This window comes from Rhizobium sp. 01T417, from assembly GCF_056398905.1.
Genome location: NZ_JBFTQH010000007.1, coordinates 88,178 through 101,011, shown reverse-complemented (window position 1 = coordinate 101,011; position 12,834 = coordinate 88,178). Strand labels below are relative to the sequence as shown.

Sequence of the window (12,834 nt, the reverse complement as noted above, 5' to 3'; positions counted from 1 at the left end):
GCCGGTTATCCTGGCACGGCAGGGATTCCATCTGCTTATGCACCGGCTTGGCACGTTTTTTTAGAGAATCATGATGAATGTTGTAGTGGTAGAATCGCCCGCCAAGGCAAAGACGATCAACAAGTATCTGGGCTCCGGATACAAGGTGCTCGCCTCCTTCGGCCATGTCCGCGATCTGCCTGCCAAGGACGGCTCGGTCCTTCCCGACCAGGATTTCGAGATGCTGTGGGAGGTCGACGGCGCGTCTGCCAAGCGACTGAAGGACATCGCCGACGCTGTGAAGTCATCCGACAGCCTATTCCTCGCAACCGACCCGGATCGCGAGGGTGAAGCGATTTCCTGGCACGTCCTCGACATGCTGAACAAGAAGCGCGTCCTGAACGGCAAGACCGTGAAGCGGGTCGTTTTCAATGCGATCACGAAGAAGGCCGTGCTCGACGCCATGGCCGACCCGCGCGACATCGATGTTCCGCTGGTTGATGCGTATCTCGCTCGCCGTGCCCTCGACTATCTCGTCGGTTTCAATCTGTCGCCGGTTCTCTGGCGCAAGCTCCCCGGCGCGCGTTCGGCCGGCCGCGTACAGTCAGTGGCGCTGCGCCTGGTCTGCGATCGCGAATCCGAAATCGAACGCTTCATCTCTGAAGAGTACTGGAACCTTTCGGCTCTCCTGAAAACGCCGCGAGGCGACGAGTTTGAAGCGAAACTGGTTGCGGCTGATGGCAAGCGGTTGCAGCCTCGCGCGATCGGAAACGGCGAAGAAGCCGGCAAGCTCAAGGCACTTCTGGAAGGCGCGACCTATGTCGTCGACACGGTCGAGGCGAAGCCGGTCAAGCGCAACCCGGGACCACCCTTCACAACCTCCACGCTTCAGCAGGCAGCGTCCTCGAAACTTGGCTTTTCGGCGTCGCGGACGATGCAGATCGCCCAGAAGCTCTACGAGGGTGTTGATATTGGTGGCGAAACAGTTGGTCTGATCACCTACATGCGTACGGACGGCGTCCAGATGGCGCCCGAAGCCATCGACGCGGCACGCAAGGCCATCGTCGATCAATTCGGCCAGCGCTACATGCCCGAGAAGGCGCGCTTCTATTCGACCAAGGCAAAGAACGCACAGGAAGCGCACGAAGCGATCCGCCCGACTGATTTCAATCGGTCGCCCGACCGCGTGCGGCAGTACCTGGATGCCGACCAGTTGAGGCTTTACGACCTCGTCTGGAAGCGGGGCATTGCGAGCCAGATGGCATCGGCTGAGATCGAACGCACGACGGCTGAAATCACCGCCGACAACAAAGGTGAGAAAGCTGGGCTGCGCGCTGTCGGCTCGGTGATCCGTTTCGACGGCTTCATCGCCGCCTATACCGACCAGAAGGAAGATGGCGAACAGAGCGACGACGGTGACGAGGATGGTCGCCTGCCCGAGATCAACGCTCGTGAGAACCTTGCGAAGCAGAAGATCAATTCGACTCAGCACTTCACTGAGCCGCCACCGCGCTACTCCGAGGCAACGCTGATCAAGAAGATGGAAGAGCTCGGCATCGGGCGTCCGTCGACTTACGCGGCGACGCTGGCGACCTTGCGTGACCGCGAATACGTCACCATCGACAAGCGCAAACTGATCCCGCAGGCCAAGGGCCGGCTGGTGACGGCCTTCCTCGAAAGCTTCTTCACCAAGTACGTCGAATACGATTTTACGGCAGATCTTGAAGAGAAGCTCGACCGGATCTCTGCCGGGGAGCTGAACTGGAAGCAGGTGCTGCGCGATTTCTGGAAGGACTTCTTCTCCCAGATCGAGGATACGAAGGAACTTCGTGTCACCAACGTCCTCGATTCGCTTAACGAGGCACTGGCGCCACTTGTATTCCCGAAACGAGAAGACGGCGGTGATCCGCGCATCTGTCAAGTTTGCGGCACCGGCAATCTTTCGCTTAAGCTTGGAAAATACGGCGCCTTCGTTGGCTGCTCGAACTATCCCGAATGCAACTATACCCGCCAGCTTTCGTCAGAAGGCGGTTCGGAGGCCGAAGGCGTTGCGCTGAACGAGCCTAAGAATCTCGGTTCCGATCCGGTGACTGGCGAAGAACTGACCCTGCGTTCAGGACGCTTCGGCCCCTACATCCAGCGTGGCGAAGGCAAGGAAGCCAAGCGTTCTTCCCTGCCGAAGGGCTGGAAGCCTGAGGACATCGATTACGAAAAGGCGATGGCGCTGATTTCGTTGCCACGCGACATCGGCAAGCACCCGGAAACCGGCAAGATGATTTCTTCCGGCATCGGCCGTTATGGGCCGTTCCTGCTGCATGATGGAGGCTACGCCAACCTTGAAAGCGTCGAAGACGTCTTCTCGATCGGCCTCAACCGCGCTGTCACCGTGATCGCCGAGAAGGCGAGCAAGGCGCCGGGTGGGAGGACGGCGGCGGCAGCTCTGAAAGAGCTCGGCGACCATCCCGACGGCGGCGCAATCACGGTTCGCGACGGCAAGTACGGCCCCTATGTGAACTGGGGCAAGGTCAATGCGACGCTGCCGAAGGGCACCGATCCGCAGGCCCTGACCGTCGAGGAAGCGCTGGCGCTGATCGCCGCCAAGGCCGGCAAGGCACCGGCTTCGAAGAGTAAGGCAAAACCGAAGGCGAAGGCCGCTGCGGCTGAAACCACGACGACCAAGACCGCGGCCAAGCCGAAGACGGCGAAGGCCAAGGCGCCGGCAAAGACGAAAAAGAGCAAAGAGTGAGCAAAATCCCGCGGGAAAGAATGAAGGGCATGGGCAAGCGTCCCGGCAAGATTGGACGCGCCAGCCAACAACCCGCAGCCGAACCGCTGAACATCGCTCACGGAGCCCTGCCTTCCCGCGACGTGATCCTGCGCTTCATCGCCGATCATCCGCAGAAGGCCTCGAAGCGCGAACTCGCAAAGGCCTTCGGGCTGAAAGGCGACAGCCGGGTCGAGCTGAAACACCTCCTGCGCGAACTGGAGCAGGAAGGCATGCTGCAGAAGACGCGCAAGTCGCTGATCCGGCCGGGCGCACTGCCGCCTGTCACCGTGCTCGACATCACGACGCGCGACAAGGATGGCGAACTGATCGGCCGCCCGGCGGAGTGGCCTGACGATCAGGGCGTTGCGCCTGCTGTCGCTATTCGCCAGTCGACCTCGCCTGCCGGGCGCAACGGCAAGGGCAAGGCGCTGGTTGCCGGCATGGGCGATCGCATCCTGGCGAAGATCTTTCCGGCCGCCGACCGTGGTGGGCCGGCCTACACGGCGCGCATCATCAAGATTTTGGACAAGCGCCGCGGTGCGCTGCTCGGGGTCTTCAAGGATGCGCCGGGAGGAGCCGGCCGTCTGCTTCCGATCGACCGACGCGGCGAGGAAATGGTGATCGACCCTGACTACAAGGGCGAGGCCAAGGACGGCGATCTGGTTGAAGTCGAAGTCGCTCGCCTTGGGCGCTTCGGCCTGGCACGCGCCAAGGTCCTGTCGATTGTCGGTTCGGTCGCATCCGAGAAGGCGATCTCGATGATCGCCATCCATGCTCACGGAATCCCTTATATATTTCCGCCTGCTGTGGTCGCCGAAGCCGACGATGCCAAACCTGCGACGATGTCGCATCGCGAAGATTGGCGAGATGTCCCGCTGATCACCATCGACCCGGCGGATGCGAAAGACCATGACGACGCCGTCTATGCGGAAACTGACCCTTCTCCCGACAATCCGGACGGCGTTATCGTTACGGTCGCCATCGCCGACGTCTCCTATTACGTCCGCCCGAGCTCGCCACTCGACCGCGAAGCTCTGAAGCGCGGCAACTCGGTCTACTTCCCCGACCGGGTCGTGCCGATGCTGCCGGAGCGCATCTCGAACGATCTCTGCTCGCTGAGAGAAGGTCAGGACCGGCCGGCGCTTGCCGTTCGTATGGTGTTTTCGAAGGAAGGCCGCAAAATCGGCCACACCTTCCACCGTGTCATGATGAAGAGCGCTGCAAAGCTCTCCTATCAGCAGGCGCAGGCGGCCATCGATGGCAAGCCGGATGACAAGACGGGACCGCTTCTGGAACCAATCTTGAAGCCGTTGTGGAATGCCTACAGGATCATGACGCGCGGCCGCGAGCGCCGGCAGCCGCTTGAACTCGACATGCCGGAACGCAAGATCCTGCTAAAGCCTGACGGCACCGTGGAGCGCGTCTTCGTGCCGCCGCGCCTCGATGCACACAAGCTGATCGAGGAAATGATGATCCAGGCCAACGTCTCGGCCGCCGAGACGCTGGAGAAGAAGCGGCAAGTCCTGATCTACCGTATCCATGACGGGCCGACGCTCGCCAAGCAGGAAGTGCTGCGCGAGTTCCTGGCAACGCTTGGCATATCGCTTGCCAAGGGCGGCAACATGCGCGCCAACAATTTCAACATGATCCTCGCCAAGGCAGACGACACGCCGCACCAGACGATGGTCAACGAGATGGTGCTGCGTTCTCAGAGCCAGGCGATCTACAGCCCCGAGAATATCGGGCATTTCGGCCTGAACCTCATGAAATACGCGCACTTCACCTCGCCCATCCGGCGCTATGCGGACCTGATCGTGCATCGGGCGCTGGTCGGTTCGCTCGGCTTCGGTGAAGGCGGGATCACGCCCGACGAAGAGGCCGCGCTCGACGACATCGCCGCCGAGATCTCAACCTTCGAGCGCCGCGCGATGGCGGCCGAGCGCGAAACGGTGGACCGCCTGATTGCGCATCATCTTGCCGGCCGCGTCGGCGAGGAATTCGAAGGACGCGTATCAGGTGTGACGAAATCGGGACTATTTGTCACTCTCCCGGACTATGGAGCAGACGGCTTCGTTCCTATATCTACGCTCGGAACGGACTACTTCATCTATGATGAGGCGCACCAGGCGCTGTCTGGCGAAAAGACCGGGCTCGGATATCGCCTCGGCGACAGTGTCACGGTCAAGCTTGCAGAAGCCATTCCGCTTGCCGGTGCGCTACGCTTCGAGATGATCAGCGAAGGGCGAAAAATGCCCACAGCTGTCCGTTCGTTCCACAAGGCGGGCCGGCGGGACGCAAGCCGGGCACGCAAGAAGGCCGGGACAAGGCCGCCAAGAGGGCGGCGATAGGCGTGTAGGGCGCCGCGAAAGGAAACGAACGATGACGACCACCTCGAGCGACCAGACGATCCGTTACGGAAGCAATCAGGAGGCGGAACGTCCGCTCGGCCGCTCTGTCAAGCGCGGCATGATGAACACCTGCCCCGCATGCGGCAGCGGCAAACTCTTCAAAAGCTTCCTGAAGCCGGTGGACAATTGTGCCGCCTGTGGCGAGGCCATGTACCATCATCGCTCGGACGACCTACCGCCTTACCTTGCAATCGTGGTGATCGGCCATGTCATCATCGGCGGCTACATGGCAACGGATCTCGTTTGGCCAATGCCCCTCTGGCTGACCTTCGCGATCTGGACACCCATCACATTGATTGCCACGCTTTTGATCATCCAGCCGATCAAGGGCGGTGTCATCGGTCTGCAATGGGCGTTGAAGATGCACGGCTTCGGTGGACAAACCGACGATCATGACGCCTACGAGATACCGGGCCGCAAGCGCTAGGACATTTCTGCCTTCACCTTGACGACACAATTGACGTGTAGTGGCAGCCCCAACGGCGCTGCGGTTCCGCGGGGCGAAATCTCATGTGTATTCGGTAAGCTTCTTTGACTATACGACTTCAAGATCATCCAGGTTATTGCCGCCAGCGCATTTCATCTTGTAAAGCACAGCCGTCACTTGGATTTGGCACGCCTGTGCCTTTCTATGGTGCGTCGCGGTGAGCGATTCTGTGCAGCAGGTCTCTAAGGATGCGTATATGTCTCAGCCGCGGAACGGCACAACACCAGGCGATGTCGAAGAAATTCACTGGCCTTCACTGGTGGCAGCCATTTCGTCCATCTCCGCTGTCGGCATAGCAATCGGCCTGGGACTCCCGCTTCTCAGCATCATTCTCGAAAAGCGCGGCATTCCATCGACACTGATCGGACTGAATACGGCGATGGCCGGGGTTGCCGCCATGGCGGCTGCGCCGATCACCACGAAACTGGCGCACAAATACGGCGTCGCCCCGACGATGATCTGGGCCGTCGTGATTTCAGCGATCAGCGCACTCGGCTTCTACTATGCCCAGGACTTCTGGATGTGGTTTCCGCTGCGGTTCGCTTTTCACGGCGCGACGACGACGCTGTTCATCCTATCGGAATTCTGGATCAATGCCGCCTCGCCGCCCTCCAAGCGCGGCTTCGTGCTCGGCATCTATGCAACCGTCCTTTCGCTCGGTTTTGCAGGCGGGCCGCTGCTCTTTTCGATTCTCGGCAGCGAGGGCGTGCTTCCATTCGCGGTCGGCGCTGGTGCCGTCTTGTTGGCCGCCATTCCCATCTACATCGCACGCTACGAAAGCCCGGTTCTCGAGGAGAAGCCTGAACTTCATTTCATGCGCTACGTCTTCCTTGTGCCCACCGCAACGGCCGCCGTCTTCATTTTCGGGGCCGTCGAAGCCGGCGGTTTGGCACTGTTCCCGATCTATGCGGTGCGCGCCTCCTTTACGGAATCTCAGGCCGCGCTGCTGCTGACGGTGATGGGAATCGGCAACGTGATCTTCCAGATCCCGGTTGGGCTGCTCTCGGACCGCATGAAGGACAAGCGCCCGCTGCTGGCCGCGATGGCCTTCATGGGCCTGATAGGTTCCCTGATGCTGCCGGTTCTCGTGCACAGCTGGATTCTGATGGCGACCGTACTTCTGTTCTGGGGCGGCTGTGTCGCGGGCCTTTATACGGTGGGACTCAGTCACCTCGGCTCTCGCCTGACCGGCTCGGACCTCGCAGCAGCCAACGCGGCCTTTGTATTCTGTTACGCGGTTGGCACTGTGGCCGGGCCGCAGGTTATCGGCGCCGCCATCGACGTTGCCGGCAACAACGGTTTTGCCTGGGCGATCGCCGGATTCTTCGGGCTTTATGCCCTGCTTTCCTCGATCAGGCTGCTTTTCCTCCGAAAGCGGGCTTGACTTTTCGGGCGGGATTCGTAGTTTCGCGCCAGAATTTGCCGTGGAGCCTATCCGGCCTGCCACGGCTTTCATTTTATTAAAGGCAGGACGACCATGGCCAAGGCTACCACAATCAAGATCAAGCTGCTGTCGACGGCCGACACCGGTTTCTTCTACGTCACGACGAAGAACAGCCGTACGATGACCGACAAGATGACGAAGACCAAGTACGACCCGATTGCTAAGAAGCACGTCGAGTTCAAGGAAACCAAGATCAAGTAATCGCTTGATCTGACGTTTTTCGAAGAGGCGCGCGCCCATGGGCTGCGCGCCTTTTTGTTTGCCGGCTTTGCCGTCTGGTCTCGAGGCCTGAAAACAGAAACGCCGTCCTTCCTAAAATGCGGAAAGGACGGCGTTTTCCTGAAAGGGGGTCGACCAGCAAGCAACGCGGCACGAGGAACCGCTTATTGTTGCAAACCAGCCGACCGACCCCACGACCCAGGAGATGCGGCGGACCTGAGCATCATGGGGTACCTCGGACTCCTCACGGGAGTACTTATCTCTTATGGCCGATAATTTGCTCGAAAATGAAAGAAAATCAACAAATTCTTAATGGTTAGATTTCTGGGCTTGATTTCATGGTTAAAAGTACGGCTTTGGGACAGTTTTTAAAGCTTGGAATCGCGTACTTTTGCAAGAATAGCGCCTAATGGGCAAAGAAGGCCGAAACTATAGCCCAATAGTATTAGCTTCCGCCGATGCGGGCCAAAGCTTGTCCATTCGCGGCTACTTGCGAAATGCCGGCTACATCCGATTGATCCTCACATTTGTCCCAGCAACCGCGCGGCATCTGCCTAGCATGATATCAAGAGCGAGCAAACCTTCGGAGGGAAATGCCGGCTTTGCAACTGCAATTACTTCGTTGCCGTGCCGTCCGCCCTTAATTAGCAAGTTGTGGATGACCTGAAATGCCTCATAGAAGCATTGCTCAAGCGGCGGCGACCACGCGATTACGGCCACCCGTTTTTGCCTCGTAAAGCGCAAGGTCCGCCTGCTTCATCAACTGCCCTGGAGTGAGGATGGAGGAGATCCGCGACGAAATGCCGAAGGACGCCGTGACGTCCAGTTCCTGCCCCGTTGACTTCAGCAGGAACGGTACCGTCTCGACCACCGAGCGCAGTCGCTCCGCGACGGCTGCCGCCACTTCGGGCGAGGTATCCGGCATAACCACTACGAATTCCTCGCCGCCGTATCGGCAGGCCAGATCGGCACCACGGACGGTGGAGCGGATGCGCCTTGCAAACTCCCGCAGCACATCATCCCCCGCATCATGGCCATAGGTGTCGTTGACTTGCTTGAAGCGATCGATATCGGTGATCAGCACCGATAGCGGACGACCTCGCGCCATCGAGCGATTGAAGAGCGTGCTGAGGTGATTATCCAGGTAGCGGCGGTTGCTGAGCCCGGTCAGCGGATCGGTCACGGCAAGCTCGATCGTTTGCTTCACGCTCGCGCGCAGGCGATCATTATAACGCTTGCGGCGCATCTGCGTCAGGCTGCGCGCCACCAGCTCATTGGGATCGACCGGCCGGACGATATAGTCGTTGACGCCGAGTTCCAGGGCCCGGATCACCATGTCGTCGTCGCCCTGCTCGGTGATGATCAGGATCGGTAGAAAGCGCGTGCGCTCGAGCGAACGAAGCTGCGAGCACAGGCGCAGCGGATCATAGTTGTCGAAATTGGCGTTGACGATAACCAGTTCAAAGGGGGTTTCCGACGCTTCGAAGAGTGCCGCCTGCGGATCCGAGATTGCCGAGACATCGGCGATGGGCTTCAGCGCCTTGATGATGCGTTCCTGCGAATTGGCGCGTCCGTCGACCAGCAGCACCTGGCCCGATTCGTCGCCCCGCCCCTCGCCGGTTCGCAGCAGTTCATCGATCCCCATGGTCTGCGCTGTTTCGGCGCGAATGCGCAATTCGTCGCTGAGCGTCTTCAGCCGCAACAGGCTCTTCACCCGGGAAATCAGCTGAAGGTCATTGCCCGGTTTGGTGAGAAAATCGTCTGCGCCGGCTTTCAGACCACGCACGCGATCGGCCGACTGATCCAAGGCCGTCACCATGACGACAGGTATGTGCGAGGTCTTGGGATTGGCCTTCAGGCGCTCGCAGACCTCGAAGCCGTCCATCCCCGGCATCATGATATCAAGAAGGACAAGATCGACCTGGTTGCGCTCGCATATTGCGAGGGCCTGATAGCCGTCGCCGGCGGTCAAGACATCGAAATACTCCGCGACTAGCCGCGCCTCGAGCAACTTGACGTTGGCCGGAATGTCATCAACCACGAGAATGCGCGCAGTCATAGGCTTCTTTCCGATGCGTCAGGCATCGCCCAAATAGGTCTTGATCGTCTCAATGAATTTAGGAACGGAAATGGGTTTGGAGACATAGGCCTCGCAGCCGCCCTGGCGTATGCGTTCCTCGTCACCTTTCATGGCAAATGCTGTAACGGCGATAACAGGAATGACGTGCAGGTCATCGTCTTCCTTCAGCCATTTGGTAACCTCGAGACCAGAAACCTCGGGGAGTTGGATATCCATCAAAATCAGATCGGGCCGGTATTTGCGCGCGAGGTCGAGCGCTTCCATGCCGTTTCGGGTCTGAATCGTCGTGTAACCGGACGCCTCGATGAGGTCGCGAAAGAGCTTCATGTTGAGCTCGTTATCTTCTACAATCATCACCTGCTTGGGCATGACACGCGTCCTACGTCCGTTCCGGTACCGCTTCCCCGCATGAAGAAGACTTCTGCGATGGCATGGTTCCATAGAACCGATCGCGGCACACTATCGCTATTTGGTTGAAAAATAGGTAATTTACCCAGAAAAATGCAAAGCAACTTCAAGACTTCGAAACAACTCGCGGCCGATCCGCAGCAGACTGCGATCTCCGTTCTTGCCTGGCTTGCCAACGATCCGGATCTGTTCGGTCGTTTTCTCGCATTGACCGGTGTTGAACCGGCCCAGGTGCGCCGCGTGGTCAGCGATCCCGGCTTCCTTTCCGGCATGATGGATTTCGTCATGCAGCACGAGCCGACGGCGATGGCCTTCTGCCAAGCGACCGGCACCGCGCCCGACGCATTGAATGCGGCATGGCTGCACTTTTCGCCGCCGGGACTTGGCTCTGGAGAATTTTGAGCATGGATATTGCTACCAACGTCAGCCAGGTGCGCCTCGGCGACCGGCCTTTGGTTGTGTGCGACATCGACGAAGTGGTTCTCGAGTTCCTCACTCCCTTCACCGCTTTCCTGCGCTCGCACAGCTACGACCTCCTGCCGCGGTCGTTCCGCCTCTACGGTAATATCGTCTCTCTGCTTGACGGCAGCGAGCTGGATAGGGACGCCGTCGATTCGTTCGAGGAAGTGTTCTTCGCGAACCAGCACCTCTGGCAGAAACCGGCGGAAAAAGCCGTTGAAACACTGCAGTCGCTTTCGGCCGACGCCGACATCGTCTTCTTGACCGCGATGCCACCTCGGCACCACGGTATCCGGCGCGAATTTCTCAATCAGCTCGACCTCTCGTTCGACCTGATCGCCACGGAAGAGCCCAAGGGGCCCGTCGTCGCAAGGCTGCATGATGGCCGAAGCCTGCCAGTCGCCTTCATCGATGATATGCAACGCAATCTCCTTTCCGTTGCCCATCATGTGCCTAAGTGCTTGCTCCTGACCATGATGGCCAACGCGGATTTCAAGCCGTTCGCGCCACCGCCAGTTGGAAACATCGTCGCCGCCGCCGGCTGGGACCATGCCGCAGAGTTGCTGAGGGCGCATTTCTCGGCGGATGTCCTCAAGGGCGCAAGTCCAGCCGCATGAGCGGTCGGCCATCCTTTCGTCTGGCCACGGTTTCAAATCCAGCCGCATCGAAGATCGCGGTTGATCCAATACAGAGCGTCACCGACTTCGATTGCTTGACGTGGTCAATCGGACAGCCCTCGAGGTAGCGGGCACCGTGGCGCCACGCATGGTCGATCGCACCGGCAAGCAGTTGATGGCTGAGCCCCTGCCCACGCAAATGCGATGTCAGGAAGAAACAACTCACCGCCCAGAATGACGGATCGTGTGCATCACCCTCTTCCATCGGTCGGGACACTGTCCGCGACGAGTTGAATTGCGGTACGTCGTGCCTTGGCCCGACCTGAACCCAGGCGACCGGTTCCTCATCGGCATAGGCCAGAATACCTGGCGGCGGCCCGACAGCGATCCTGCCAAGCATGTGCGACTTTCGCTCGTCCGGCCTCATCTTCGTCCGCACGGCATGAGGCAAGCGAAGCGCGACACACCAGCAATCATAAAACGCTCCGCGGGGACCGAAGAGCCGTTCGAAGTCACTCCACCGGTCTGCTGTCACCGGCTCGAAACGGAGATCGATATCCAATGCAAACCTCCCAGCCTCTCTTGAGACTCGAAAGTTTAGAGGCTAATGTTGCGATGTTCAATCTTTGTTCTCATCATGACACTTGCCTACGCCAAGACACCCGGCTTCTGTCGCGACTGCCTTGCCGAGCAGAAGGCCGAAACGTGCCGTTGTGTGGCGTGCGGCAGCCCCCGGCTTGTGCGACACAAGGAGCTGTACGAACTGACGCTGGCGCATATCGATTGCGACGCCTTCTATGCAGCGATCGAGAAGCGTGACAATCCAGAACTCGCCGATAAGCCCGTCATCATCGGCGGCGGCAAACGCGGGGTGGTCTCGACCGCATGTTACATTGCGCGTATCCACGGCGTTCGTTCTGCAATGCCGATGTTCAAGGCTCTTGAGGCCTGCCCCCAGGCAGTCGTCATCCGACCCGACATGGAAAAGTACGTGAAGGTCGGACGCGAAGTCCGCACCTTGATGCAGGAACTGACCCCGCTCGTTCAGCCGCTTTCGATCGACGAGGCGTTTCTGGAACTCGGCGGCACCGAGCGGCTGCATCACGATCCGCCGGCGCGCACGCTTGCCAAGTTCGTCCAGCGCATCGAGAAGGAGATCGGCATAACCATCTCCGTTGGGCTCTCCTACTGCAAGTTTCTCGCGAAGGTCGCGTCCGACCTTCAGAAACCTCGCGGCTTCTCGGTCATTGGCCGCGAGGAAGCAGTTTTTTTCCTGGCACCGCGGCCGGTGACGACGATCTGGGGCGTCGGCAAGGCGTTTGCAGCCACGCTGGAGGCCGACGGCATCCGGACGATTGGCCAGTTGCAGACGATGGAGGAAAACGACCTGATGCGCCGATATGGCAGCATGGGGCAGCGGCTGGCGCGTCTTTCCCGGGGCATCGACGACCGCGAAGTGCATCTGAACGACGCGGCGAAGAGCGTCTCGTCCGAAACGACTTTCTTCGACGATATATCCCGCCATGACGAGCTTGTTCCGATCCTCCGCAGTCTTTCCGAAAAGGTCTCCTGGCGGCTGAAGAAAGATGATATCGCCGGCCAGACCGTGGTTCTCAAAATGAAGACGGCGGACTTCAAGCTGCGCACCCGCAATCGCAAACTTGAAGACCCGACCCGGCTTGCCGACCGGATATTCCGTACCGGGCTGGACCTGCTGGAGAAGGAAACGGACGGCACGAAGTTTCGCCTCATCGGGATCGGCGTCACCGACCTTTGCGACCCCGCGCGCGCAGATCCGCCCGACCTTATCGATGAGCAATCGGGTCGTAGGGCCGCAGCCGAAGCGGCAATGGACAAGTTGCGCGACAAGTTCGGCAAAGGCACCGTCCAGACCGGATATACGTTTGGCGGCAAGCGCGATCACTAATACGTGAGGCTGCCTCAGGGTTCCTTATATCAAGTTTTC

11 protein-coding genes are annotated in these 12,834 nt (G+C 59.6%); 8 read left to right on the top strand and 3 right to left on the bottom strand.

Translation table 11 applies throughout. The annotated features are described in order from the left end of the window. The first annotated feature begins 73 nt into the window (after window positions 1-73). The 5 genes from topA to rpmG all read left to right on the top strand — a co-directional run bounded on the left by topA (window position 74) and on the right by rpmG (window position 7,286). Window positions 74-2,725 (top strand): type I DNA topoisomerase, encoded by a 2,652-nt coding sequence (topA, locus tag AC1DPR_RS10060; RefSeq protein ID WP_113470097.1) that lies wholly within the window; start codon window positions 74-76, stop codon window positions 2,723-2,725. Then, the gene (rnr, locus tag AC1DPR_RS10055; protein ID WP_113470096.1) at window positions 2,722-5,094 is read left to right on the top strand and encodes a ribonuclease R; all 2,373 of its coding nucleotides are present in this window, start codon (window positions 2,722-2,724) and stop codon (window positions 5,092-5,094) included. Before topA ends, rnr begins: the two co-directional genes overlap by 4 nt. A gap of 31 nt (window positions 5,095-5,125) precedes the next feature. After that, window positions 5,126-5,581, top strand: coding sequence for a DUF983 domain-containing protein (locus AC1DPR_RS10050; RefSeq protein ID WP_018857027.1), 456 nt, complete (start codon window positions 5,126-5,128; stop codon window positions 5,579-5,581). Window positions 5,582-5,837: 256 nt separating this feature from the next. Then, complete coding sequence (locus AC1DPR_RS10045; RefSeq protein ID WP_018857028.1) at window positions 5,838-7,025, top strand: MFS transporter; 1,188 nt, start codon at window positions 5,838-5,840, stop codon at window positions 7,023-7,025. A gap of 93 nt (window positions 7,026-7,118) precedes the next feature. Then, window positions 7,119-7,286, top strand: a complete 168-nt coding sequence (rpmG, locus tag AC1DPR_RS10040) for a 50S ribosomal protein L33 (protein ID WP_003587245.1) — start codon at window positions 7,119-7,121, stop codon at window positions 7,284-7,286. 706 nt (window positions 7,287-7,992) lie between these two features. Here rpmG and AC1DPR_RS10035 read toward each other — a convergent pair. Both AC1DPR_RS10035 and AC1DPR_RS10030 read right to left on the bottom strand, forming a co-directional pair. Further along, the gene (locus AC1DPR_RS10035; protein WP_113470095.1) at window positions 7,993-9,363 is read right to left on the bottom strand and encodes a PleD family two-component system response regulator; all 1,371 of its coding nucleotides are present in this window, start codon (window positions 9,361-9,363) and stop codon (window positions 7,993-7,995) included. Between the two features lie 18 nt (window positions 9,364-9,381). Beyond that, on the bottom strand, window positions 9,382-9,753 hold the full coding sequence (locus AC1DPR_RS10030; RefSeq protein ID WP_007531841.1) for a response regulator: 372 nt from the start codon (window positions 9,751-9,753) through the stop codon (window positions 9,382-9,384). Between the two features lie 132 nt (window positions 9,754-9,885). Here AC1DPR_RS10030 and AC1DPR_RS10025 point away from each other — a divergent pair, with 132 nt between their 5' ends. Continuing rightward, entirely contained in the window at window positions 9,886-10,194 is a 309-nt protein-coding gene (locus tag AC1DPR_RS10025) for a DUF3572 domain-containing protein (RefSeq protein ID WP_018857030.1), read from the top strand. Between the two features lie 2 nt (window positions 10,195-10,196). Next, window positions 10,197-10,868, top strand: coding sequence for a hypothetical protein (locus AC1DPR_RS10020; protein ID WP_018857031.1), 672 nt, complete (start codon window positions 10,197-10,199; stop codon window positions 10,866-10,868). Here AC1DPR_RS10020 and AC1DPR_RS10015 read toward each other — a convergent pair. Continuing rightward, window positions 10,843-11,430 carry a GNAT family N-acetyltransferase gene (locus AC1DPR_RS10015; protein WP_018857032.1) on the bottom strand — a complete coding sequence of 196 codons (588 nt, stop codon included), beginning with the start codon at window positions 11,428-11,430 and terminating at the stop codon, window positions 10,843-10,845. The two genes, AC1DPR_RS10020 and AC1DPR_RS10015, sit on opposite strands and share 26 nt — an antisense overlap. 75 nt (window positions 11,431-11,505) lie before the next feature. Here AC1DPR_RS10015 and AC1DPR_RS10010 point away from each other — a divergent pair, with 75 nt between their 5' ends. Beyond that, window positions 11,506-12,795, top strand: a complete 1,290-nt coding sequence (locus AC1DPR_RS10010; protein ID WP_026371766.1) for a DNA polymerase IV — start codon at window positions 11,506-11,508, stop codon at window positions 12,793-12,795. The last annotated feature ends 39 nt before the right edge of the window (window positions 12,796-12,834 follow it).